A 25,550-nucleotide genomic window follows, 5' to 3' on the forward strand; every position below is an offset into this window, starting at 1 on the left:
AATTTTATAAGCTGAGCAGCCTAATGTTGCTTAGCTTGAATTTTAAGAAGGAGGTATTGTATTCATTATGAGCAATCAATATGTTATAGGTTTAGATATAGGCGGTACAAAATGTGCTGTATTGTTAGCTAGTGTACAAAATGGCATAGAAATTTTAGATAAATTAAAATTTGATACAGAAACAGGAAAAGGTTGTAAATATACAATTGAAAGATTGATTGATTCTATAAATGAAATTCTAGTAAAAAATAATATAGATAAAAAATTTATAGCTGCTATAGGAATCAGCTGTGGAGGGCCTTTAGATAGTAAAAAAGGTATTATAATGTCTCCACCTAACTTACCAGGATGGGATAATGTTCCTATTGTAGAGATAATTCAAAAAAAATTTGGGATTCCTAGCTATCTGCAAAATGATGCTAATGCTTGTGCTTTAGCAGAGTGGAAACTTGGGGCAGGAAAAGGCTGCTCTAATATGATGTTTTTAACTATGGGTACAGGTATGGGAGCTGGACTAATTATAGATGGAAAGCTTTATTCAGGTATAAATGATATGGCCGGTGAAGTAGGTCATATACGTTTAGAAGAAGAAGGACCAGAAGGTTACGGGAAAAAAGGTTCTTTTGAGGGTTTCTGCAGCGGTGGAGGGATAGGAAGACTTGCTCAAATGAGAGCAAGAGAGCTTATTCAAAAGGGTATAAAACTTTCTTGGTGTAAGACAGAAACAGATATAGAGAATCTAAATGCAAAAATAGTAGGTAACTATGCAGCTAATGGAGATAAATACGCAATAGGTATTTATGAAGAAGTAGCCCAAAAGCTTGGGAAAGCACTTGCTGTTTTTATAGATATTTTAAATCCAGAGCTTATAGTTATTGGAAGTATTTTTGCAAGAAGAGAAGATCTTTTAAGAGCTAAGACTGAAGAAATTATTGAAAAGGAAGCTTTAGAGATATCAAGAAGAAACTGCAAAGTAGTACCTGCGGCTTTAGGAGAAAAGGTTGGAGATTTAGCTAGCATTATGGTAGCAGCTTATGGAGCGGAGATTAATTTAGAAGGAAATAAACCAGTAAGTGAAAAAGTTTTGACACATTTAAATAGACTTATAGAAAGATACCCACTACTTGAAACTGTAAGAGAAGATATTTTAAAAGCTTATGAAATAACTGCAGAGTCTTATAGAAATAACGGAAAGCTTTTAGCTTGTGGAAATGGAGGAAGTGCTGCAGATTCAGAACATATAATAGGCGAGTTAATGAAGGGCTTTATGAAGCAAAGATTAATAGGTAAAGAAGAACATGAAGTAATAAAAAGCATAATAGGAGAAGAAAGAGGTAAACATATAGCTTCTCATCTTCAAGGAGCGCTTCCAGCTATAGCATTAACTCAGCATGCTGCTTTATCTACAGCTTTCTTAAACGATGTTGCTCCAGATATGATATTTGCTCAACAGGTTTATGGTTATGGTGTAAAAGGAGATGTGCTAATAGGACTAAGCACTTCTGGGAATTCAGTAAATATAGTTAATGCAGTAGTTGTTGCTAAAGCTAAAGGACTTAAAACTATAGGACTTACAGGAGAGGATGGGGGGAAATTGGCTGAGATTTGCGACGTAACTATTAAAGTTCCAGCTAGGATTACTCCAGACATACAAGAAATTCATTTGCCCGTATATCATGCATTATGCTGTATGCTAGAAGAAGAATTCTTTGAATAATAGGAGGATATGATATGTCTAAAGTATTATGGGCTATAGGTGTGCCTGAAGGAGATTTACACTATTTTGCAAATAATTTTAGAAATCCTAATAGTGTAAAAGATGTAGTTTGGAATGTAGACGAGAAGAAGAATACCTTAGATGAGGAAGAAAAGTGGCCATTATTTCATGCAAATGAGGCAGATCCAGATGCAGGCTACAGACTTCATCCATACGTGATAAATTTTTCTTTAGGAGAAGAACCTGCTCAAAACTATGAACTTAGAATAGACTTTCTAATGATTTCTCCTAGACTTCCTTATTTAGAAGTTAACGTTAATGGTGTAGTAGGAAATGCATACTTACTTCCTCATCCATCTAATTCTAATAAAATAAAAATATCAGCAGGACTTCATACTTCAATTTATTCTGAAGGAAGTGTAAAGATTGTTATACCTTCTGAATATTTAAAAAAGGGAAAAAATACAATTATATTAACTAGTCGTGATAAAGGAGAAGTACTAAAAACAGACAATATAGAAAAGATTAAGCGTTTAGACAGAATGGCTAATCCTGCAGGATTCAACTATCAATATTTAGCTTTTTCAAAAATACAAGAAGAAATAAATAGTACTTTAAATTCAGCAGTGGTAGTTCCAACAGTAATATATAAAAAGAATATAAATGGAGAATTAGTTGAAAAATGTTCTTTTTATCTACAGTTTAATAAGAAAGTTAATGGTGGAAATCTAACTCTTACTCTAAAAGAAGGAAACAGAGAAGAAAAGGCAGACTTTGAAATTTCAGAAACAGCATTAGGACACTATAAGCTTGACTTTGATGTGTTTGATGGAGAAGGTAAAGTTGAATACTTACTTACTGGACAAATAAATGGAGAAGCTATAGAAGAAAGAGGGAAATTTAAGAGAAAGAAAAAGTGGAAAGTTTATTTAACTCCTCATACTCATACGGACATTGGATATACTCATCGTCAGTGGGAAGTAGCAGAAAGATTAAACAGAAACATTGATAAAGCTCTTGAAATTATAAATAAGGATAGAGAAGAAGGTATTGAAAATAAATTCGCTTATAACTTGGATTGTTCTTGGGTGATAGAAAATTTCTTAAAAACTAGAAGTGAAAAAAAAAGACAAGAGCTCTTAAGAGAAATTAAAGAAAAGAATATAAGCGTACCAAGCAATTATGTAGATCTTTTAACTCAGTTTGCTTCTCTTGAAGACTTAATTAGAAACGGGGAATTAAGTGAAGAAGTGCTTCGTGAAGTAGGAAAAAGTCCTGATTATATGTCAGTGGTTGATGTAGCTTCTATTACAGGTTCTGCACCTGCAATACTAGAAGGTATGGGAGTTAAATATTTAATCCATGCCAACAACCAGGACAGAGGACCTTTCAGATTAAATGGAGGACTTCATAAGATTTCACCTTTTTATTGGGAAGGAACTAATGGAGGGAAAATATTAGTTTGGCTTTCTAAGATGTATTGCGAGCTGAGAAAAGTTTGCGGAAGCCCACCAGTATTATATTCAGCTTCAACAGGTTTAAATATGTGGCTAGATGAATACGAAAGAGAAGATTACGTTCCAGATGCGGTTCTTCTTTACGGAATGGAAGCAGACAATACAGATATTGATCCTCAACCTCATGAGTTTGTTAAGGAATGGAATAGAACCTATGAGTATCCACAGCTTATAAACAGCGATGGAAGTGAGTTCTTTAAGTATGTAGAGGGGAATTTTAAGGATTTTTTAAAAACTGTAAAGGGAGATAGCGGTGCTTACTGGGAAGATGGCTGTGGTTCAACAGCTACAGCTTCAAGGCAGGTTAGAGATGCTCAAGCTATCCTTACAGCAGCAGAAAGATTGGAATCCTTAGCAGTTATTCATAATGAAAACTGGAGTTATCCATTAGAAGACTTTAAAAATGCTTGGAGAGAAGTTCTTTTATTCGACGAACATACTTGGGGATCTCATTTAGCCGGAATAGAAGAAGAAACCTGGCTTCAACAGGATTCATGGGAAGTAAAAGAACACATGGCTAAAAATAGCTTAATGTGGGCTAAGAGACTTTTATTAAGTGCAGCTACAAGACACAGTTTAAGCTGGAATAACAAAGGCCGTGAAGTTGTTTTATACAATCCTCACAGCTGGGAAGCAAGCGGTGCTGTAAGAGTTGAAATAGCTAAAAATGAAAAAGTATATGATTCAGAAACTGGTGAAGAGATACCAATAAGAAAGATAGTGGAATTAAAAACTCAGGCTACAGTTGAGCTTTGGGTAGAAAAGCTTCCAGGTCTAAGCTATAGAAGATATATTTTAAAGCCAGCTAAAGTAGAGCAAAAAGAGAGCAAAAACTATGTACTTGATAATAATAAGATTACAATTGAAAATCAGTATTACAAGTTAGTTTTTGATATTGAAAAAGGCTGCATAGAAAGCTTAATAGACAAAGCTACAAACAATCAGCTTGTAGACCTAAAGGATCAGTATGGTCTTGGGAAATTCATCTATGCTAAGGGCGGAGAAGGAACTAAGCTTACTGGAAATCACTATGAGTTAAGCGATGAAGCTCCAGAGCTTATAGAAGACTTTAATCTAAATTCTTATGAGATAGAAGAATTTGCTCATGGAACTAGCATCAAGATTAAAGGTGAAGTAGTTAAAGGAGAGCTTCAAATAGAATGCATACTCAACAATAAAACTAAGAAAATAGATTTAAACTATGTTTATACGAAAGAAGAAAATCTAAATAAGGAAGCTGTTTATGTAGCTTTTCCATTTAATTTATCACAGCCTGAAGTATTATCAGATTCACAGCTTGGATGGGTCAATTGGGCTAAGGATGAACTTCCAGGAGCATGCAAGGAGTGGTTACCTCTTCAAACAGGTATTATGATAAAAGGTAAAGAGGGAGAGATACATATAACTTCTCCAGATATTCCTTTATTTACTGTTAATGAGGTTGTACTTGGAAGATGGCCCAAAGAGCTTAATCTTTCAGGTAGTAGGATATTCTCTTATGTACTTAACAACTACTGGAATACAAATTATAAGGGTTGTCAAGGTGGAACTTTTATATTTAGATACAGCATAACAAGTGATAAAGAAATAGCTTTGGAAAAAGCGTATAAGCTAGGCTGGGAAAGCAGACAGCCAATTTATGTACAAAGAATGAGTTATCAGGATTTCCGTGAAACAAAAGCTCCTTATACAAATGAAATAGGAACTACACTTGCTCAAATAGGTTCTGATAAAGTTGTAGTTTCTACTATAAAGAAAGCTAATTACGAGGAAGGTTTTATAATAAGACTTCAAGAAATTTCAGGCAGAAAAGAAATAGCTGAAATTAGATTTACTGGCAAGAAAATTAAGAAAGCCTATAAAACCGATCTTTTAGAAAGAAATATTGAAGAGATATCAGTTGAAAGTGATGGAAGGTTAAAGGTAGAGGTAGAACCTTGGTCACTTTCAAGTATAAGAATAATTTTATAAAAAATACGAAACATGATTTTATATTAGTTTTATTAATATAAAATCATAATTAATAAATGTATTGAAAAGGAAGAGAGAGATCATGAAGACATTGAAAGAATATAAAAAAGAGCTAGTTGATATTTGCAGAATGTTATATGACAAAAACTTAGTAAGTGCTGCTGATGGAAACATAAGTATTAAAATAGATGAAAATAGAATACTAACTACACCTACAAAAGTTAATAAAGGTTACTTAACAGAAGATATGCTTGTTGTGGTAGATAATGAAGGAAAAGTTATAGAAGGAATTCATAAATGTTCTTCTGAAATAAAGCTTCATTTAAAGATATATTCTGAAAGAGAAGATATTAGTTCTGTAATTCATACTCATCCGCCTTATGCTACAGCTTTTGCTCTAGCACATGAGCCTATTAAGGAAAGTTATCTTGTAGAAACACTAGTAATACTTAAGAATATATCTAGTGCTCCTTATGGTACACCTTCTACAGATGAAGTTCCAAAATCAATAGAAAATGTAGTTAAAAACTCTGAAGTAATATTAATGGAGAATCATGGCGTAGTTACTTATGGAAAAGATTTATTCGATGCCTTTAACAAAATGGAAGCTTTGGAGAATGTAGCAAAGACTATAATTTTTTCAAAGTTTTTAGGAGAAGCAAAGGAAATAGCTCAGGAAAAAGTAGTTTACTTAAAACAAGTATTAAAAGAGAAAGAAAGATAGTATTTATGTTAAGAAACGAATATACAAGACTACAGTTTGAAAAAGAACTTTGGATGATGACACACAAGAACTACAGGTATATAGCAAACAGTATGACTTGATGCTATAGACAAAATTCATAGAGTTAAGATGACTCCTGATATAGACAATAGAAGCTTTCATATAGAAGTGTTCATAATAGAATTTTACAATGATACTATATTTGAAACAGAAATATACTAACAAAATTCATATATAAATACTTTATATATGAATTTTGTAGAAAAGAGAACCAGCTATTAAGTAAATGTAACTGGCAAGGTTTTAGATTTTAAGGTTGAATACTGTTGACCTGTAATTTTCCATTTTTATGACATTAAATATCAATGCTAAAATAATAAATAATAAAGAAATATTAAATACTATAGAATTTTATAAAATTTTTTAAAAAGTATAAAGACGTTATACAAGGAAAAGGAATAAATATAAGAGATTTTGATAATTTAATATATGCTTTTAGGCAATCAGCTAGAAGTTTGCGGTATAAGCGGAAGATGTATATGCTAATTTGTTATGTAAGCTGATTGAGGGCTAATATTCTTGTGACTTTTACGCATATGATAATAAATGGTATTTAGGAAATATTAAAGAACTTGATTTTCTTCAGATTAGAGAAGGAAAAAGTTAAAAGTTTTATTTTGAACAATTCAATTACATAGAACTTTAGAACTTAAGTGTAGGAAGTATAATTAATTTTCATTATGCAGAGGGAGATGCAAGAGGAAGAAGGAATCACAATAGTATATAGAAAATTAAATTAAAATTATTTTTGTTCATTTTATTGTGAGCTTTTTATTTACGCAGTTCTAAGATTTCAACAGATAGCAAAAATGTTGTACAAAATCTAACATATTTCCATATTTAAATAATACAAGTCTATTTATAAAATCTCTTATTACTATAAAATTAAGTTAGAATGATTATATATATTAATTTTATAGTATACGAATTGGAGGAATAACTATGAATAAATTTTCTAAGGACTTTCTATTTGGTACAGGCACTTCTGCTTATCAAATTGAAGGAGCTCCATATGAGGATGGCAAGACTGCATCAATTTGGGACACTTATTCTAGTATACCTGGGAATGTATTTAGGAATCAATCAGCTGATATAGCTTGCGACCATTATCATCGATATAAAGAAGATATACAATTATTAAAGAACTTAGGTGTGGATTCCTATAGATTTTCTATTTCGTGGCCACGTGTATTTCCTGAAAAAGGTAAGGTTAATCAAAAAGGAATTGAATTTTATAAAAATTTGATAGATGAACTTTTAAAAAATAATATTAAACCTATGATTACTTTATATCACTGGGATTTACCACAGTGGGCATATGATTTAGGTGGATGGTTAAATAGAGATATAGTAAATTGGTTTGAAGAATATACTAGCACTATGTTTAAAGCCTTTGGTAATAAAGTAACATTATGGGTAACGCATAATGAACCTTTTTGCGTAAGCATGCTTGGATATTTAAAGGGACTTCATGCTCCTGGACATGAAAATTTTAAAGAGGCTTTAATTACAGCACATAACATACTTCTCTCACACGGGGCTGCTGTAAAAGCATTTAGAAAATTTCACTTTAAAGATAGTAAAATTGGAATTACAATAAATCTTTCACCAGGATATCCATTAGAGCAAACTCAAAAAAATATAGAACTAGCCAAAATAGCAGATGGTTTTGTAGACAGATGGTTTATGGATCCGCTTTTTAAAGGAAGCTATCCTGAGGATATGGTTCAGATTTATAAAACCAAAGTAGGAGAGCTAGATTTCATAAAAGCAGGAGATTTTGAGTTAATAGGAGAACCTATGGACTTTTTAGGAGTAAATTTTTATGCAAGAAATATGGTTAAGCCATCAAAAGAAGGATTTTTAGGATACGTTGGTGTCACTGAAAAAATGCCTCAAACTCAGAAAGAATGGAATTTATATCCTGAAATACTTTTTAATTTACTTATGAGTATAAAAAATGAGTATACAAGCTTACCTATATTTATTACTGAAAATGGTTTAGCACTTGAAGGTTATAAGGATAATGCTGGTGATGATGAAAAATTTGGAACAATAATCACTTCGGCAAACAATATGGATTTTGTAGCTGAAGATGGAAGAGTGCATGATGAGACGCGTATTTTATATATATATAATTGTTTAAGACAATGCTTAAAGTTTATTGAAAATGGGGGGAATCTTAAGGGATATTATTTATGGTCTTTAATGGATAACTTTGAATGGGCATTAGGTTATTCAAAGAGGTTTGGAATAACTTATGTAAACTTTGAAACTCAAGAGAGAATAATTAAAGACAGCGGATACTGGTATAGGAAGGTTATAGAAAACAGAACTCTAGAGCTAAAATTATAAAATATCTGTAATTTTCTTGATGAGGGGTTTCCAGCTACAAGCTTGTTAGATTCAAAGATTCCGCCTAAGATTTTATTGTTTTCAATAGAAATAAATCTTATAAAAGATAAAGAGGATGCAAAGAGGGATTTACCTGGATATTACATCATGATAGAAAAAGTTAAATTATCTGAATTTTAATGGAAGGCGGTTAAATAATGGAAGTTTTACTTAATAATTTAAATTGGCAGCTTGCTGCTTTTTGGCCATATACTCCGCTGCTTGGAAACAGCGTAGAGACAGGAGTTAAATTGCAGGGCATAACGCCTTGGATTAAAAGTGAAGTTCCAGGGAGTGTATACAAAGATTTATTAAATTCAGGACTTATAGAAGACCCTTATTATGAATTAAACAGTTTAAAATGTGAATGGGTAGCTAATCGCTGGTGGATATATAAAACTACTTTTGATATTGAAAACTATAATGGAAGCAATATATATAAATTAGTTTTTAAGGGAGTAGATTACAAAGCACATTTCTATCTTAATGGAACTAAGCTTGCAGAGCATGAAGGAATGTATGATCATGTAGTACTTGATATAACAAGTATAGTAAAGAAAGAAGTAAATGAGCTTTTAATAATGATTGAACAGGCTCCAGAAGAAATGAGTCAAATAGGTTATACTTCAAAAACTTATACTCAGAAGAGTAGATTTAATTATAAGTGGGACTTTAGTACTAGATTAGTAAATTTAGGACTTTGGGATGATGTAGGGTTAAAGATTATTAATAAAAATGAAATAGGCGATACTTATTTAAAGACTACATCGGAAGAAAATCATGGAATTATAGATTTAAGTTTAAAGTTAAATGTTTATAAGGAAAATAATTGTAAAATAAAATTAAAATTAAGCTTTCAAGATACATGTATTGAAGAGGTTGAAACTAACTACAGCTTAGATGAAGGAGAGAGACTTATTCGTCAAATATTTACTATAGAAAACCCTAAGCTTTGGAATCCAAATGGATATGGAGAACAGCCTCTTTATAAGGTTGAAATTTTTATATATGATGAAAATACTTTATTAGATGCTAAAACTTTATATACTGGCATTCGTTCTTTAAGCTATAGCCAAAATGAGAATTCTAGAGAAGATTCTCTTTCTTATACAGTAATTATAAACGGAATAAAAATATATATAAAAGGCGTAAATTTTGTCCCAATGGATCATATGTATGGCTGTGTTAAGAGAGAAGATTATGACAAAGCATTAAAAGCAATGAAGGAAGCAAATATAAATTTAGTACGTGTATGGGGTGGAGGAATTATAGAGAAAGAAGCCTTTTATGAGCTTTGCGATAAGTACGGAATTATGGTATGGCAGGAATTTATCCAGTCAAGTTCAGGACTTGATAATGTACCATCTAAAAGACCAAAGTTTTTAAAACTTTTAAGAGAAACAGCTATTCAAGCTGTAAAAGTAAAAAGAAACCATGTATCCTTAACATTTTGGAGTGGAGGGAATGAGCTAACAGATGCTAATGGAGTTCCATCAACCTATGAAGACCAAAATATTGCTATGCTTAGAGGAATAGTTGATGCTTTAGATGGACAAAGATTATTCTTACCTACTTCTTCATCAGGACCTTTAGAATTTTTAAATCCAGATAAGCCAGGCTATAATCATGATGTTCATGGACCTTGGAAGTTTGGGGATGTAATTAAACATTATGATTTATTTAATCATTCTGATAGCTTAATTCATAGTGAGTTTGGAACAGACGGACTAGTTAGTATTGAAACTATGAGAAAGTTCTTATCGGGAGAAAACATAAAAATAACTACTATGGAAAAAAACTTAAGCTGGAGACACCATGGAGAGTGCTGGGATACCTATGTAAGAGATAAAAAAGCTTTTGCTGAAATAGAAAGTATAGAAGATTTTATAAATATAAGCCAGTATTTGCAGGCAGAGGGATTAAGATATGCTATTGAAGCAAACAGAAGAAGAAAGTTCCAAAACAGCGGAAGTATTATATGGCAATTTAATGAGCCTTGGCCGAATGTATCTTGTACTTCTTTAGTTGATTACTATGGAAACAAAAAACTTGCATATGACTATGTAAAACTTGCTTTTAAGCCAATACATATTTCGCTAAAATATGATGGCTTAAAATATAAATCAGGCAGTGAATTTAAAGGAGAAGTATATTTGCACAATGATTTAAAGGCGTTTAGTGGAAATGTTAGCTACAAAATATTAGATAAGAATTTAAATGTATTATTAAATAAAAATATTGATGTTGAAATTCAAGATAACTCATGTAAGTTTTTGGAGAAATTTAAGTTTAATATACCAAAAGGTATTGATTTATTTTATATAGAGTTAGAACTTACTATACAAGAAAAATCTTATAAAAATTTGTATATTTTTTCAGCGGCAGATGGATATGTATACAAAAATATAAATGATTTTTGGGAAAAGATTAAAAACTTTAAAAAAACTATCTAATTTTAAATAAAGATAAAAATATATAAAATCATTTTGGTTATGATTATTTTAAATGATGTGTAAATTTTAATATATGAATTAAACTATGTCATAGTTGAGTTTGAATATAAGAGGAGAGTATAGTATGTTATTAATGCCATTCCCACAAAAATTAGAATTAAAAAAAGGACAATTTTTTTTAAATAAAAATATAAAAATAGTCTTGGATGTAGCTTGCAGCTTTGAAGATTTAGAAACTGCAACATTGCTTCAAAATGAAGTAAAAAAAATATTAGGATACACTATTTTTATAACAAAATCTTTTGTACAAGAAGAAGGATCAATATTTTTAGCTAAATCAGGCGAAAATAGTGAAAGTTATGAATTACTTGTAACTGAAACAGGTGTAGAAATTAATGGTAAGGGAAGTGCCGGATTATTTTATGGAGTTCAAACATTTTTACAGCTAATAAAAGAAAATGGCGTAAATATTCCATGTTTAATAATAAATGATGAACCATATTTTAAAAATAGAGGATTTTATCATGATGTAACGAGAGGAAAAATTCCTACATTAGATACGTTAAAGGAAATTGTAGATAGATTAGCTTTTTATAAAATTAATCAACTTCAACTTTATATAGAGCATAGTTTTGCTTTTGAAAAGATGAGTGAAGTATGGATAGGAAAAGATCCTTTAACGTCAGAAGAAATACTTAAGTTAGATGAGTATTGCAAAAAACGTCATATAGAACTTGTACCATCTATTGCTACATTTGGGCATCTTTACGAAATTTTGTCTTCAAACAGTTATCAAAATTTATGTGAAATTGAAAACAGTGTTGGTAACCATTATTCATGGGTTCACAGACAAATTCATCATACTTTGGATGTTTCTAATTCCAAAAGTATAAAGCTTGTTGAATATATGATAGATGAGTTTTTGCCTTTATTTACATCAGATAAGTTTAATATCTGCTGTGATGAAACTTTTGATTTAGGAAAAGGTAAAAATTTAGAATTGGCAAATAAAGTGGGAACAGGCAGATTATATGTAGATTTTTTAAATAAGATTATAAATATAGTTAAAAAACATAATAAAAAAGTAATGTTTTGGGGGGATATTATTCTCAATCATCCAGAACTTTTAGGAGAAATACCATCTGATGTAATCTGTCTTAATTGGTTTTATGATGTAAATCCAAAGGAAGAAAATACTAAGATTATTTCAGAGAGTGGTATGGATCAATATGTTTGCCCTGGAGTTAATACATGGAATAGATTTATGTGCAATTTTGATGTAGCTTTTCCTAATATAACCAAAATGATTGAGTATGGTAAAAAATATGGTGCTGTAGGCGTATTAAATACAGACTGGGGAGATTTTGGGCATGTAAATTTACTTGCTAATTCTATTCCAGGAATGATATATGGAGCTGCTCTTTCATGGAATCCTGATGGAGAAAAAAATTTTGATAAGATATTTAATATTATTTCAAAAATAGAATATGGAGATAAATCTGGCAAAATAATAGGTATTCTTAGAGAACTATCTAAATCCGAGAGAATAAATTGGTGGCATTTAATAATGTGGAAAGAATCGAAGGTATTAAAAGACCCTAAATTAATTAAGTGGATTGATGTATTTAAAAATATAAAAGATGAAGAAATTATTTTAGCTTATTATAATTCTACCAAATATTTAAAAGAGCTAATAAGTATTACACCTTCAATTTCACGTGAAAAGAATATAGATTTGGATGAATTTATAATTTCTGCACAAGGATTGCCTATTTTAAATTCATTATTTTTAGTAATTAAAAAATATGATTTTGGACAAAAGGATACAACTTTATTAGAATCACCAAAAGATATAGCAATTAAGCTTGAATATTGGTTTTTTGATTACAGTAGAATATGGAGAATAAGGAACAAAGAAAGTGAGCTTTACAAGATAAGAGAAAATATTAATTATTTTTGTAATTTTTTAAGAAATATAAAGTAAATCAAAAATTACATATTAACAATAAGCTTTAATTATAATAGATTTTTATAATTAAATATTGACTATATACACAAGTGAGGGTGTCGCAAGAGTATTTAAAAAAATAGTTTTGTGGCACCCTCACCATCTTGCTCTTACTCAAATAATTATAAATTTGACAAGCCATTGTATTTAATATAAACTAAACTTGGGTTATATTTAAACCGTTTAATTTTATAAATAAGGAGGGGTTATATGGCAAAATTTAAAGAAATGTTTGCGCCCAGAGATATGACAGAAGGAAAACCTTGGAAACGAATTGTTGAATTTGCTATACCAATGCTTATTGGAAATATAGCACAACAATTTTATAATACTGCTGACTCTATTATTGTAGGAAAATACGTGGGTGATAACGCACTTGCTGCTGTTGGAAGTGCATCTCCTATATTAAATCTTTTACTTGTACTATTTGTTGGAATATCTACAGGTGCAGGTATTATGGTAGCTCAATATTTTGGAGCTAAGGATAGAAAAAAGCTTTCTCATACCATTGGAATATGTATATCTCTTACTGCTATTGCATCAATTATTATCATGATTATAGGTCCTATTGTTACGAGACCTCTTCTTTCATTTCTAAATACACCAAGTACCATTATTAATTGGTGTGCAGATTATCTTATCATTTATTTTATTGGTATTGCAGGATTTGCTTATTACAATATTTTATCTGGTGTTTTGCGAGGGCTTGGAGACTCTATATCAGCACTTGTATTTTTACTTATATCCACAGTATTAAATGTAGGACTTGATATTTGGTTCGTTGCAGGTTTTAACATGGGAGTTGCTGGTGTCGCACTTGCAACTGTTATAGCACAAGGAGTATCTGCAGTTCTTTGTATTATTAAATTAGTAAAAATGAGTAATACATTTGATTTAAGCTTAAAGATGTTAAAATTAGATAAAAAATATACTATTAGACTTATAAAACTTGGACTTCCATCAGGACTTACACAGGCTATATTTTCTCTTGCAATGATTGTTGTACAATCTCTTACCAATAGTTTTGGAGAGATGGTTATAGCAGCCAGTGTAATTGTTATGCGTGTAGATGGATTTGCTATGATGCCAAACTTTACTTTTGGATCAGCAATGACTACTTATGCAGGACAAAATATAGGAGCAAAAAAAATAGACAGAGTATACAAGGGAACTAAGGATGGTACTATAATAGCTGTTGGAGTTTCTACATTCATAACAATTTTAATTTTAATTTTCGGGAAATATCTTATGCGTGTTTTTACTGATACAGCGGAATTAGTTGATTTAAGTATGCATATGATGCGAATTCTTGCACTAGGATATATTGCAGTTGCTGTAACACAGAGTTTATCTGGAGTTATGCGTGGTGCAGGCGATACAATGACACCTATGTGGATTTCACTTATTACTACAGTAGTTCTTCGTGTACCTACAGCTTATGGTATAGCTTATCTAACAAGAAGTGAATCTTATCCTACTGGAAGACCAGAGTCTACATTTATTTCACTTTTAGTTTCTTGGATATTGGGAGCAGTCATAACTACAATTTTTTATAAAAAAGGCGCTTGGAGAAAGAAAGGTTTTGCTGGAAAAGAATAAAAATATATTTGATTATAGTACATATTAAAAGAGATATTCCAAAATATAAAGTGATTTTTATTTTGAAATATCTCTTTTTTATCATTGAAAAATTTCATATTTTTTTCAATGATTTTATTTTATAAAATATGAGTATAAATTTAATGCATATAATTATCATTAATATTTTCTATACATAATATAATAAACGTTTTCCATAAGCGTTGCGGTATTCAGTTGGTGTTAAACCTACAATTTTTTTAAATATTTTCATAAAATTATGGTTATCATTAAATCCAAGATTTTCTGCTATAATTGAAATATTATCATTTGTATCGATTAACATATATTTGGCTAAATCTATTTTTTCTTGTAATATATATTGTTTCAAACTCATACCTTTGATTGAATTAAATAAATGAGAAAGATATTTTTCATTATAACCAAAATGATTGGCAATATCAATTACTTTTATATTAGTGTTTCTATACCATTTTATATAATCTACAATATCGTTATATAATTGTTGATTTTTAACTTCTATCTTATTTATCTCTGAAAATAAAGCACATTGATTAGATAATTCACATAAAGTTGCAGTAGCTAAATAGTCGTTTATAATATTTTTTTCATATGAACGAACAGCATCTTGAAGTTGTTTCAGCATAACGATGATTTTTTCATAACTTTTAACAGCCCCATGTATTGGAATTCTAATTTTACCATAGTTATAAGGTTCAGAAGGAGAAACAAGTTTTGAAGAATTGCTGCCGTCGGAATTAAGAAAATGAAGCCAATAAAAAGAACAATCTGATGATTTATATCCTTCTTGAGCAGATAAAGGGATACAAAACAAAAAGTCTCCTTTTTTTAAGGTGTAATTGTAACCATCAATAGAAATGTATAATACACCTTCAGTCATAATAAATAGCTCATAATCATTTATAACTCTTTTCATATGAGACCATTTTGGCGAAGGTGATTTAAACTTACCAGTCATATTATATTTTAAAGGTTTTTCCACAGATAATTCACAATATTGCAAATTGCTTTCACACCTTTCTAATTTTTATGTTTAATTCTAGTATTTATTTTATTTTTTACTTAAATATTATAAGAAATAATAAACTTATATATAAATTATACAATAAAAAGTATTTATCAAATATAATAAATATTCAATTTTTTACAAATATAATACTGCTTTTTTTTACACCTTTTTATGACTATATATTTTGTATTATAAAATATATAGTCAATTTAATATGTAATTTGCCATAATTACTATAAAAAGTTATAAGTTTATATATAAAAGCTAAATTTTACATTTAAAATTATACAAATATTAAAAAAAAGCATCTTACATTTTTACACCAAATCTAAGGTTGTACTATTTATACAATTTTAACTTCGTGTTAATATAATAATATCAATTAGGAATCATATAACATAACTATAAAATATTTGAAATAACTTAAAAACAAAATATGTGAGGGGGAAAGTAAATGAAAACGAATAAACTAGTATCAATAGTTATTTCTGCTCTTTTACTTATGACTACATTAGCAGGTTGCACAAGTAAAAGTGTAAGTAATGATGATAGTTCGGCTACAAATAGTGGTGAAAAAGTAAAGTTAACTGCAATTTTTGTAAAACATACATTAACTAAAGATGTTAAAGAAATGGAATGGCTTAATAAAATTCAACAGGAAGCAAATGTAGAAATTGAGTGGCAGCAAATTACAGCTATTAGAAAGGATTTAGTATTATGTTATTAAAAAATACATTTGCAAAAACTCCCCCAATGGGGTGGAACAGTTATGATTATTATGATACTACGGTAAATGAAGCACAAGTACGTGCTAATGCTGAATATATGGCTAAATATTTAAAACCGTATGGATATGAATATATAGTTATAGACATTCAGTGGTCAGATCCAATGGCGGGGAGTGATAGGGAAAATTATCAATATATTAATTTTAGTCATTTTACAATTGATGAATATTCTAGACAACTTCCTGCCGAGAATAGATTTCCTTCATCAAAAAATGGAGCTGGATTTGGTCCACTAGCAGATTATATCCACAGCTTGGGATTAAAACTTGGTATTCATATTATGAGAGGTATTCCAAGGTATGCTGCACATATGCATTTAAAAATTAAAGGCACCAATGTAACAGCAGATAAAATTGCAAATCCATATTCTATAAGTAAGTGGAATCCAGATATGTATGGTGTAGATTATAAGAAACCTGGATCTCAGGAATATTATGATTCTATTTTTGAATTATATGCAAAGTGGGGTATTGATTTTGTAAAAGTGGATGACATATGCAATACTAATTTTTATCCTGATAATCCATATTCTGCAGAAAAAGAAATTGATATGATTAATAAAGCTATTGAAAAATGCGGGCGTAATATTGTTTTAAGTCTTTCACCTGGACCAGCCCTTATAGAAAAGGCATGGCACTTGGAAAGGTATGCAAATATGTGGCGTATTACTGACGATTTTTGGGATGATTGGAAATTGCTCAAAAATATGTTTGAGCGCTGTGAAGTTTGGCAAAAGCATGTATCAATGGGATGTTATCCTGACTGCGATATGCTTCCTGTTGGATTTATAGGTAAAGGTTTTGGGCATGAACGCTACACAAATTTTACTTTTGATGAACAGATTACAATGATGACACTTTGGTCTATATTCCGTTCTCCTTTGATGATTGGAGCTGAATTAACAAAGCTTGATGATAAAACATTGACACTTCTTACCAATAAAGAAGTAATACATCTTATAATGGATTCAAAGGATGCAGTGCAGATAAGACGTGATGATTATCACGCAATATGGCTATCAAAAGATAATAATGATGGAAGTAGTTATATAGCATTTTTTAATTTATCTGATGAGACACAAACTTTAAGTATTCATTATACATTTGAAAATCCAGAAAGGGTAGTGCCAATTCCGTTTAATGAAATAAATATAGTTAAGAACAATTTAAAAATATCACTTCCAGCTATGTCAGTGGTTACATTAGAAATTGAATAGCTATGGTATATAAAGATAATTGTAAAGGCTACTTGGCATCGGTTAGGATTGCTTCACAGATTGCCCTCATCCCAAATATTCCAAATGGTAATTAATGGAGGAAAATATATGAATAAAAGTTTAAAAACTTCTATACCAATACCACTAAAAAATGTAAAAATAAATGATAAGTTTTGGTCAAAGTATGACAAGCTTGTTAAGGATGTAATAATTCCTTATCAGTGGGCAGCTTTAAATGATAGAGTTGAGGATGCAGAACCAAGTCATGCTATAAAAAATTTTAAAATTGCAGCAGGTTTAGAAGAAGGAGAATATTATGGAATGGTTTTTCAAGATAGTGATGTAGCTAAATGGCTTGAAGCTGTTGCATTTAGTCTTGAAACACATCCTGATTCTGAGCTTGAAAAATTAGCAGATGAGATTATAGATATAATAGAAAAGGCACAGATGCCGGATGGATATCTTAATACTTATTTTACAATAAAAGAACCAGGTAAAAGATGGACTAATCTTCATGAATGTCATGAACTTTATTGTGCTGGCCATATGATAGAAGCTGCAGTTGCATATTATAATGCAACTGGTAAAAGAAAATTACTTGATGTTATATGTAAATTTGCAGACCATATTGATTCTGTATTTGGACCTGAAGTAGAAAAGAAAAAGGGATATCCTGGACACCAAGTGATTGAGCTTGCTCTTGTAAAACTTTATAATGTAACAGGAGAAGAAAGATATCTTAAATTAGCTAAATATTTTATTGATGAACGTGGAAATAAGCCATATTATTTTGATATTGAATGGGAAAATAGGGGGAAAATATCTCATTGGTTAAAAAAGGTTAGTGATGCACCGAGTAAAACAAGTGCATATAATCAGGCACATCTTCCAGTAAGGAAGCAAACAACTGCAGAAGGGCATGCTGTTAGAGCAGTATATATGTATACAGGCATGGCTGATGTTGCTGCTGAAACAGGTGATAAGGAATTATTTGAAGTATGTAAAAAAATATGGGATAACATAGTAAATAGAAGAATGTATATAACTGCGGGAATAGGCTCTATGGCACATGGAGAAGCTTTTTCTTTTGATTATGATCTTCCTAATGATACTATTTATGCTGAAACTTGTGCTTCAATAGGGTTAATATTCTTTGCTCAAAGAATGCTTCAGATTGAACCCAATAGACGTTATGCAGATGTAATGGAAAGAGCTTTTTATAATGGAACAATAAGTGGAATGTCTTTAGATGGGAAAAGATTTTTTTATGTAAATCCTCTTGAAGTATGGCCAGAGGCAAGTGAAAAAAATCAAACGAGATATCATGTAAAACCAGTAAGACAAAAATGGTTTGGATGTGCTTGCTGCCCTCCAAATTTAGCAAGATTATTAGCATCACTTGGGAAATATATTTATACAGTTAATGATAAAACTATATATACTCATTTATATATTGGTGGAGAAACAGAAGTGAATATTGCTGGAGAAAATTTTAAATTATTACAAGAAACAAATTATCCATGGGATGGAAAAGTTACAATAAAAGTATTATCCGATAATGAAAAGGAATTTACGATAGCTTTACGTATACCAGGATGGTGCCGTAATGCTAAAGTGTGTATTAATAATAATAGTATTGATTTAAATGATAATATGGAAAATGGCTATGTATTATTAAATAGATTATGGAAAAATGGAGATACAATAGAGTTGAAACTTTATATGCCAGTTGAGTTAATAGAGGCTAATCCAAAAGTTAAAGAAGATGCGGGTAAAGTAGCAATTCAAAGAGGACCAATTGTTTATTGTCTTGAGGAGGTTGATAATGGATCTAATCTTTCTGCATTATCAATTTTACATGATACAAAATTTGAAGTGGAATTTAATGAAAATTTATTGGGAGGAGTTTCTGTTGTAAAAGGGAAAGGACTTCGTACTTTGGAGACAACATGGGAAGATACCTTATATAGACAATTTAATAGAGAAGAACAGCCAGTAGAAATAAAAGCTGTACCTTATGCTTTATGGGGCAATAGAAATCCAGGAGAAATGGAAGTTTGGATAAGAGTTAAGTAATAAAAGATATTCAAAATTTTTAAATATAAGCGTTAGAAAATTTCACATTAATTTTTTAACTTAAAAATAAGCTTTTGATAAATAAGTCCAGTATCAGATATCTTTTATCTAATACTGGACTTGTGAATTTGTTTTATTAATGATTATATGCACTATTAATTGTATTAAAATTAATTTTCATTTATTAGTACTTTGATAATTTCGCCAACGAAACATTCATGGTAATCTTTTTCTGGATACCAATGTTTATCTATGTTTTTATCAATAAACCCATTTGGGTCAAGTTTTTGTTTAAATAATTTGTGGCAAATTAGTACTAGTTTTGCTTCTGAAAAATATGGAGCTTGGGCATCAAAAATAGGTGTAAGACCTGTTTCTTTTTCTTTATTTACGTCACGTCCAGAATGAGCACCACAGTAAGATAATGCAGATTTATATTTTTGATCAAAGAAATTTAGAGCGTAGTAATCCTTGTTTTCAACAAATTCTAATGTATATCTTTGAGGACGTATAACAATTGTAGAAACATTTTTATTCCACATCACTCCAAATCCGCCCCAGCTTGCTGTCATCATATTATATTTTTGCTTATCACCTGCAGAAATTAACATCCATTCTTTTCCTATTTCAGTAAATGGATTAATTTTCAATTGTGTTAAATCAATCTCTTTTAGCATTATAAAACCTCCTATCTAATTACTTTTAATATTTATATATTTATTCTTATCAAGGAAAGTACTTTATATTTAAATTGTTTAAAATATTTTTATTATTTTGTATTCTTAGAAGGAGCTGTATATTTTCTAACTACAAGTATATCTACTCTTCTATTTTTAGCCCTTCCAGCTTCAGTTGAATTATCATATTTAGGATTATATTGCCCATATGCTTGAATAGAAAATTTATCAGGAGGTATATGACCAAAATCTACCATAAAATTCATAACATTTAATGCACGCATGTAGCTTAAATCCCAATTTGAATGAAATTTGCTATTTTTAATTGGTACATTATCAGTATGTCCAATAACTCTTATTTCATTGTCTAAACTTTTAAGCATAGCTGATATTTGAAGAAGTGTAGGATTAAATTGCTCTAATATATCAGCTTCTCCAGAATTAAAAATAACGCTGTCTTGTATATTTATACTTAAACCTTCACCGTTAAGGGTAACTGATATTTTATCTTCATATCCGCTTTTCTTTAATTCGCTTTCTAAAGTATTTTTGATACCAGCCATTTTATCTTCTTCAACTAAGCTATTCATTTCACTTGCAGAAATAGAATCTGGTATATTAATAACACTTCCGTTATCACCTTGCAAAATACCAGAACCACCATCGAAAATAATATTAAATTGCTTACTTATATTTTTAAACTTTTCGCTGTCTACCTTACTCATAGCGAACATAACAATAAAAAGTGCTAATAAAAGTGTTAACATATCAGAATAAGGAAGCAGCCAGTTTTCGTCTATGTGTTCTTCATCATGTTGTCCTTTTCTTCCTTTCATTGTTAATCTCCTTTACTTTTTATTATTAGTATCTGTTTCTTCAAATTTAAGTCTGTCCTTAGGACTTAACATACTTAAAAGTTTTGCTTGTATAGATTTTGGGTTTTTCCCTTCTTGAATTGCCAAAATACCTTCTAGAATTAATTCCATAATAGCCACTTCTTCAAGTGACTTTCTTTTTAATCTAGATGAAAATGGATGCCAAACAATGTATCCAAAGAAAATACCATATAAAGTTGCAATAAAGGCAGAAGCTATTGATTCACCAAGCTTTTCAGTATCACTTAAATTTCCTAAAGCACCTATAAGACCTATAGCTGCACCCATAACTCCAAGTGTAGGGGAAGCTCCACCTGCTGTTGAAAAAATAGAAGCTCCAGTTTTATGCCTCTCTTGCATTGCTTCAATTTCATCAGTTAGAACTTGTCTAATATATTCTGGATCATTACCATCTACTATCATTTCCAATCCTTTTTTCATGAATTTATTGTCTAACTTTTGAGCTCGTTCTTCCAAAGATAGTAATCCATTTTTTCGAGTAGATTGTGCAATATCAACAATTTCATTAATTAATGTTACAGGATCTTCTTTGTTTTTATCCTTAAACAAAATTCCAAATAATTTTGGAATTTTAAGAAATTCACTTTTAGGAAAAGAATTCATTACTGCAGCCATTGTACCTACAAGGATTACTACTACAGCTTCACCATTAATTAGTATAGCTGCACCTACACCCTTTATAAGTAACCCTGTAATAACAGCAACTAATCCTAGAATAATACCTATTACCAAGAATATATCCATGTTCTCACCTCTTTGTAATATTATGTAGATTTTGCCTTTTATTAAATTATATAAATATGTAATTTTTAGTATAATTAATATTATCATAATAATTATTTAATTAAAACTACAATTATATATTTTTATTTCTAAAATATATAATATATTTCATTATTTTTACTATAGTTTTGCTCTAATACAATTTTATAAAATAATTTTTTCATAAATTTTAATTTTAGTTAACATAAAATGCAAATAAATAGCATTTAATTATATAAATGCTAAAATTATGAATTATAGAAAATAGTTCATAAATATGATAGAATGAATCATTAATAACAAATTAATAGGGGGAATTGTATGAAGGCAAATATTAACTTTCAAACCAATTTAAAAAAAATATCAGAAATGGAAGGGGAAAATGTCAGTTTTGAAATATTAGAATATGAAGCTTTAAATGGAAGTAAAGATGTGGAAAGTGCTGTAATGCTTTCTTTTATGAATGATGCAAACATAAAATTAAAGCAAGCTAAAATTACCTTAAAAGGAGGAAGTGTAAAATTAGAAGCAGGGGCTTTAAGTTTTTTAAAGGGAAATATTGATATAGATAGCAATATGGGGGGAATTTTAGGACTTGGGAAAAAGTTTTTAGCTAGCAAGGTAAGTGGAGAAACAGTTTTTAAGCCTAGATATAAAGGAAATGGAGAAATATTTTTAGAACCAAGTTTTGGTCATTATGCTTTAATATTTTTAGAAAATGAAGAGATAGTAGTAGATGATGGATTGTTTTATGCTTGTGAAGATTCTGTAGAAGTTGGTGCTTATATGCAAAAAAATTTATCTGCAGCTTTTGGAAATGAAGGATTATTTCAAACAAAGCTTACAGGGAAAGGTATTGTTCTTTTAGAGATTCCAGTTCCTGAAAGTGAAATTATAAAATATACATTAAATAATGAAACATTAAAGGTAGATGGAAACTTTGCTTTGTTAAGAAGTAAAGGTATTGATTTTACGGTTGAAAAATCATCTAAATCTTTATTATCTTCAGCAACAAGTGGAGAGGGTTTCTTGAATGTATTTAGAGGCAGTGGAGAAGTTTGGGTTGCTCCAACACAGTATGTATATAACAAATTAAAATTTTCAGGATTATCAGGAATGACTAATCCTGATGGAAGTTCTAACACTAAGGTTTAAATTATTTAATTTTATATAATTTATAAATAAAAAGCACTCTTTCTTGATAAAAATTTGGATATATAATAATCCTAATATTTCAAGAAGAAGTGTTTTTTATGATGAATATTTATTTTGATAATTATTTAATTAAAATATAGAAATATAAAGTTTAAGAGGAATATTATTATGTATAAAATAATTGTTTCAGACATTGAAATTGATGTAATAAAAAAGAATATTAAAAATTTATACCTATCAGTACATCCACAGGATGGGAAAGTAAAAATTTCAGCTCCCAAAAAGATTAGTGATGATGCTATTAGAACTTTTGCAATTTCTAAGTTACCTTGGATAAATAAACAACTTTCTAAATTGGAGAAACAAGAAAAACAATTTAAAATGGAATTTATATCAGGAGAAAATCATTATTATCAAGGAAGAAAATATTTATTAAATGTTATACATACTAATAAAAAGCAGAAAGTTGAAATACGTAATCAAAAATATATTGATTTATATGTTCGCGAAAATGCTACTTTAGAGCAAAGAAAAAAAGTATTAATGGAATGGTATAGAAGACAACTTAAAGCTAAAATTCCAAATACAATAGAAAAATGGGAAAAGATTATAGGTGTAAAAGTTGATTCTTTTGGTATTAAACTAATGAAAACTAAATGGGGTACGTGTAATATTTATGATAAAAGAATATGGATTAATTTAGAGCTTGCAAAGAAAAGCGAAAGATGTTTAGAATATGTTATAGTACATGAAATGGTTCATTTACTGGAAAGATATCACAATAAAATATTTTATATGTATATGGATAAATTTATACCTAATTGGAGAGAAATTAAAAAGGAACTTAATGACTTAATAAATTAAGAATAATGTAGTAAATAGTATTAAAGATAACGCTTTATATAATATATCAAATATTGATATTTTTAACTGATCTCTTTATTTTAAAGAATTTTTATGGGAAATATTACATATATGCTAATTCGGCGTATAATGAATATTATATTTGGGATTTTGATAACATAATTAATTGAAATACACTTGGATATACTTATAAGGTACAAGCAGATAATTGGATAATAATAATTGACGGTTAATTATTTAATCGTCTTTTTATTTTTATAAAAAATAATTATTTTTGAATTGTAACTTAGGTTACTGAAAAAATATATAAAAGGAATTAAAATAATATCATGAATTAAAGGGAAATTATAGATTATTAGGAGGCATTAATTATTATGAATAAATATTTTGATATAAAAGATTCACTGTATGAAATTACTAAAAAATATCCAGAAACATTAGATTTATTCATTTCTATTGGTTTTGAGAACATGAAGGATGAAAAAAAGAGAGAAGTTATAGGAAAGTCAATTTCTTTAGAAATGGCATTACTTACTAAAAAGATAAATGTAAATACATTTACCGAGAGATTAGTAGAAATAATTGAAGAAAAAAAGAATGCTGTGGATCAAGCATTAATTCAGAAAGCAAAAAAAGTTAAAAGTGATGTTAAAATTGATGGGATACTACCTTGTCCTGTAAGAGTTCCTTTAATGGATGCATTTAGCAAATGGATGGATGATATTGGTAGCAAATTAAACATTACTGTTGATTATGAACTTAAGGCAGCTTCTAGTGGAGTTGATTGGTTAAAAGAATCTATAAAAAAAGCTGAGTCAGAAGAAGATTTATCAGATTTATTTATATCTGCTGGTTTTGATTTGTTCTTTGACAACAATTTAATGGGTAAATTTAAATCTAAAGGTATTTTTGAAGATATAACAGGATTTGAAAAACTAAATAAAGATTTTGATAATGAATATATAAATCTTAAAGATCCAAATGGTCAATATTCTATGATTGGTGTAGCACCTGCAGTTTTTCTTATAAACATAGATGAGTTAAATGGTAGAGAAATGCCAAAAAGCTGGGAAGATATATTAAAGCCTGAATTTGAAAATTCAGTTAGTTTACCTATTAGAGATTTTGATTTATTTAATTCTATTCTTTTAAATATATATAAAAAATATGGAGAAGATGGAATTAAAAGATTAGGAAGAAGTCTATTGAAAAGTATGCATCCATCTCAAATGGTAAAATCTCATATAAAAAAATCAACTAAACCAGTAGTTAGCATAATGCCTTATTTTTTCACATGGATGACAAAAAATGCTGGACCTATGAAAGCTGTATGGCCTGATGATGGAGCTATTATAAGTCCTATATTTATGCTAAGTAAAAAATCTAAAAAAGATAAAATAAAACCATTTGTTGATTTTTTTGCTTCAAAAGAAGTAGGGGAAATATTAGCATATAATGGCAAAATGCCGAGTGTTAATCCTTATGTAGACAATATGATACCGAAAGATTATAAATATATGTGGATAGGATGGGATTATTTAAATAATAATGATATAGGTAAAATAATTAAAGAATGTGAAAAAATATTTAATGAATCTATTTTACACTTATAAAATTATACTTTTTATAGTAATAGAGATAAA

The 25,550-nt window shown here is 29.4% G+C and carries 18 protein-coding genes; 14 read left to right on the forward strand and 4 right to left on the reverse strand.

Annotated features, from left to right (window positions below; translation table 11 throughout):
- Positions 1 to 67: 67 nt before the first annotated feature.
- From B5D11_RS13035 to B5D11_RS08340, 8 genes are all read left to right on the forward strand, one after another.
- Complete coding sequence (locus tag B5D11_RS13035) at positions 68 to 1,717, forward strand: ROK family protein (protein ID WP_347476851.1); 1,650 nt, start codon at positions 68 to 70, stop codon at positions 1,715 to 1,717.
- A 14-nt stretch (positions 1,718 to 1,731) separates the two neighbouring features.
- The gene (locus B5D11_RS08315) at positions 1,732 to 5,205 is read left to right on the forward strand and encodes a glycoside hydrolase family 38 N-terminal domain-containing protein (RefSeq protein WP_078682575.1); all 3,474 of its coding nucleotides are present in this window, start codon (positions 1,732 to 1,734) and stop codon (positions 5,203 to 5,205) included.
- An 82-nt stretch (positions 5,206 to 5,287) separates the two neighbouring features.
- The gene (locus B5D11_RS08320) at positions 5,288 to 5,929 is read left to right on the forward strand and encodes a class II aldolase/adducin family protein (protein WP_078682576.1); all 642 of its coding nucleotides are present in this window, start codon (positions 5,288 to 5,290) and stop codon (positions 5,927 to 5,929) included.
- Positions 5,930 to 6,931: 1,002 nt separating this feature from the next.
- Positions 6,932 to 8,344 carry a glycoside hydrolase family 1 protein gene (locus B5D11_RS08325; RefSeq protein WP_078682577.1) on the forward strand — a complete coding sequence of 471 codons (1,413 nt, stop codon included), beginning with the start codon at positions 6,932 to 6,934 and terminating at the stop codon, positions 8,342 to 8,344.
- Positions 8,345 to 8,386: 42 nt separating this feature from the next.
- A complete protein-coding gene (locus B5D11_RS12675; RefSeq protein WP_180376986.1) occupies positions 8,387 to 8,524 on the forward strand; it encodes a hypothetical protein in 138 nt (45 codons plus the stop codon).
- Positions 8,525 to 8,541: 17 nt separating this feature from the next.
- Positions 8,542 to 10,836, forward strand: coding sequence for a glycoside hydrolase family 2 protein (locus B5D11_RS08330; protein ID WP_078682578.1), 2,295 nt, complete (start codon positions 8,542 to 8,544; stop codon positions 10,834 to 10,836).
- A gap of 124 nt (positions 10,837 to 10,960) precedes the next feature.
- Complete coding sequence (locus B5D11_RS08335) at positions 10,961 to 12,820, forward strand: glycoside hydrolase family 20 zincin-like fold domain-containing protein (RefSeq protein ID WP_078682579.1); 1,860 nt, start codon at positions 10,961 to 10,963, stop codon at positions 12,818 to 12,820.
- 234 nt (positions 12,821 to 13,054) lie between these two features.
- Positions 13,055 to 14,443: an MATE family efflux transporter gene (locus B5D11_RS08340; protein WP_078682580.1), complete on the forward strand. Its 1,389-nt coding sequence runs from the start codon at positions 13,055 to 13,057 to the stop codon at positions 14,441 to 14,443.
- A 169-nt stretch (positions 14,444 to 14,612) separates the two neighbouring features.
- Here B5D11_RS08340 and B5D11_RS08345 read toward each other — a convergent pair whose 3' ends face one another.
- Positions 14,613 to 15,467, reverse strand: coding sequence for a helix-turn-helix domain-containing protein (locus tag B5D11_RS08345; protein ID WP_143327691.1), 855 nt, complete (start codon positions 15,465 to 15,467; stop codon positions 14,613 to 14,615).
- Positions 15,468 to 15,927: 460 nt separating this feature from the next.
- On the opposite strand from B5D11_RS08345, the gene B5D11_RS08350 reads away from it, so the two are divergent.
- The 3 genes from B5D11_RS08350 (at position 15,928) to B5D11_RS08360 (ending at position 19,553) form a co-directional block, all read left to right on the forward strand.
- On the forward strand, positions 15,928 to 16,200 hold the full coding sequence (locus B5D11_RS08350) for a hypothetical protein (protein ID WP_078682581.1): 273 nt from the start codon (positions 15,928 to 15,930) through the stop codon (positions 16,198 to 16,200).
- Positions 16,191 to 17,477: a glycoside hydrolase family 27 protein gene (locus B5D11_RS08355; RefSeq protein WP_078682582.1), complete on the forward strand. Its 1,287-nt coding sequence runs from the start codon at positions 16,191 to 16,193 to the stop codon at positions 17,475 to 17,477. The genes B5D11_RS08350 and B5D11_RS08355 overlap by 10 nt, the downstream gene beginning before the upstream one ends.
- A 108-nt stretch (positions 17,478 to 17,585) precedes the next feature.
- Positions 17,586 to 19,553 (forward strand): glycoside hydrolase family 127 protein, encoded by a 1,968-nt coding sequence (locus B5D11_RS08360; RefSeq protein WP_078682583.1) that lies wholly within the window; start codon positions 17,586 to 17,588, stop codon positions 19,551 to 19,553.
- 170 nt (positions 19,554 to 19,723) lie between these two features.
- On the opposite strand, the gene B5D11_RS08365 is transcribed toward B5D11_RS08360, so the two are convergent.
- From B5D11_RS08365 to motA, 3 genes are all read right to left on the reverse strand, one after another.
- Positions 19,724 to 20,230, reverse strand: coding sequence for a flavin reductase (locus B5D11_RS08365; protein ID WP_078682584.1), 507 nt, complete (start codon positions 20,228 to 20,230; stop codon positions 19,724 to 19,726).
- Between the two features lie 92 nt (positions 20,231 to 20,322).
- The gene (locus tag B5D11_RS08370) at positions 20,323 to 21,066 is read right to left on the reverse strand and encodes an OmpA/MotB family protein (protein WP_078682585.1); all 744 of its coding nucleotides are present in this window, start codon (positions 21,064 to 21,066) and stop codon (positions 20,323 to 20,325) included.
- 12 nt (positions 21,067 to 21,078) lie between these two features.
- Positions 21,079 to 21,870, reverse strand: a complete 792-nt coding sequence (gene motA / locus B5D11_RS08375; RefSeq protein WP_078682586.1) for a flagellar motor stator protein MotA — start codon at positions 21,868 to 21,870, stop codon at positions 21,079 to 21,081.
- Positions 21,871 to 22,209: 339 nt separating this feature from the next.
- On the opposite strand from motA, the gene B5D11_RS08380 reads away from it, so the two are divergent.
- The 3 genes from B5D11_RS08380 to B5D11_RS08390 all read left to right on the forward strand — a co-directional run bounded on the left by B5D11_RS08380 (position 22,210) and on the right by B5D11_RS08390 (position 25,520).
- Positions 22,210 to 23,043 carry an AIM24 family protein gene (locus tag B5D11_RS08380; protein ID WP_078682587.1) on the forward strand — a complete coding sequence of 278 codons (834 nt, stop codon included), beginning with the start codon at positions 22,210 to 22,212 and terminating at the stop codon, positions 23,041 to 23,043.
- A gap of 168 nt (positions 23,044 to 23,211) precedes the next feature.
- Positions 23,212 to 23,907, forward strand: coding sequence for a M48 family metallopeptidase (locus tag B5D11_RS08385; protein ID WP_078682588.1), 696 nt, complete (start codon positions 23,212 to 23,214; stop codon positions 23,905 to 23,907).
- A gap of 374 nt (positions 23,908 to 24,281) precedes the next feature.
- Entirely contained in the window at positions 24,282 to 25,520 is a 1,239-nt protein-coding gene (locus B5D11_RS08390; protein WP_180376987.1) for an ABC transporter substrate-binding protein, read from the forward strand.
- Positions 25,521 to 25,550: the final 30 nt, after the last annotated feature.

Source organism: Clostridium sp. USBA 49 (assembly GCF_900167505.1).
GTDB classification, from domain to species: domain Bacteria; phylum Bacillota; class Clostridia; order Clostridiales; family Clostridiaceae; genus Clostridium_AT; species Clostridium_AT prolinivorans.

Bases quoted from the DNA above. Each gene is read 5' to 3' on its own strand.
- B5D11_RS08335 (WP_078682579.1), top strand. From the start codon at position 10,961: ATGTTATTAATGCCATTCCCACAAAAATTAGAATTAAAAAAAGGACAA.
- B5D11_RS08355 (WP_078682582.1), top strand. From the start codon at position 16,191: ATGTTATTAAAAAATACATTTGCAAAAACTCCCCCAATGGGGTGGAAC.
- B5D11_RS08360 (WP_078682583.1), top strand. From the start codon at position 17,586: ATGAATAAAAGTTTAAAAACTTCTATACCAATACCACTAAAAAATGTA.
- B5D11_RS13035 (WP_347476851.1), top strand. From the start codon at position 68: ATGAGCAATCAATATGTTATAGGTTTAGATATAGGCGGTACAAAATGT.
- B5D11_RS08315 (WP_078682575.1), top strand. From the start codon at position 1,732: ATGTCTAAAGTATTATGGGCTATAGGTGTGCCTGAAGGAGATTTACAC.
- B5D11_RS08330 (WP_078682578.1), top strand. From the start codon at position 8,542: ATGGAAGTTTTACTTAATAATTTAAATTGGCAGCTTGCTGCTTTTTGG.
- B5D11_RS08320 (WP_078682576.1), top strand. From the start codon at position 5,288: ATGAAGACATTGAAAGAATATAAAAAAGAGCTAGTTGATATTTGCAGA.
- B5D11_RS08340 (WP_078682580.1), top strand. From the start codon at position 13,055: ATGGCAAAATTTAAAGAAATGTTTGCGCCCAGAGATATGACAGAAGGA.
- B5D11_RS08370 (WP_078682585.1), bottom strand. From the start codon at position 21,066: ATGAAAGGAAGAAAAGGACAACATGATGAAGAACACATAGACGAAAAC.
- B5D11_RS08350 (WP_078682581.1), top strand. From the start codon at position 15,928: ATGAAAACGAATAAACTAGTATCAATAGTTATTTCTGCTCTTTTACTT.
- B5D11_RS08380 (WP_078682587.1), top strand. From the start codon at position 22,210: ATGAAGGCAAATATTAACTTTCAAACCAATTTAAAAAAAATATCAGAA.
- B5D11_RS08390 (WP_180376987.1), top strand. From the start codon at position 24,282: ATGAATAAATATTTTGATATAAAAGATTCACTGTATGAAATTACTAAA.
- B5D11_RS08365 (WP_078682584.1), bottom strand. From the start codon at position 20,230: ATGCTAAAAGAGATTGATTTAACACAATTGAAAATTAATCCATTTACT.
- B5D11_RS08325 (WP_078682577.1), top strand. From the start codon at position 6,932: ATGAATAAATTTTCTAAGGACTTTCTATTTGGTACAGGCACTTCTGCT.
- motA (WP_078682586.1), bottom strand. From the start codon at position 21,870: ATGGATATATTCTTGGTAATAGGTATTATTCTAGGATTAGTTGCTGTT.
- B5D11_RS08385 (WP_078682588.1), top strand. From the start codon at position 23,212: ATGTATAAAATAATTGTTTCAGACATTGAAATTGATGTAATAAAAAAG.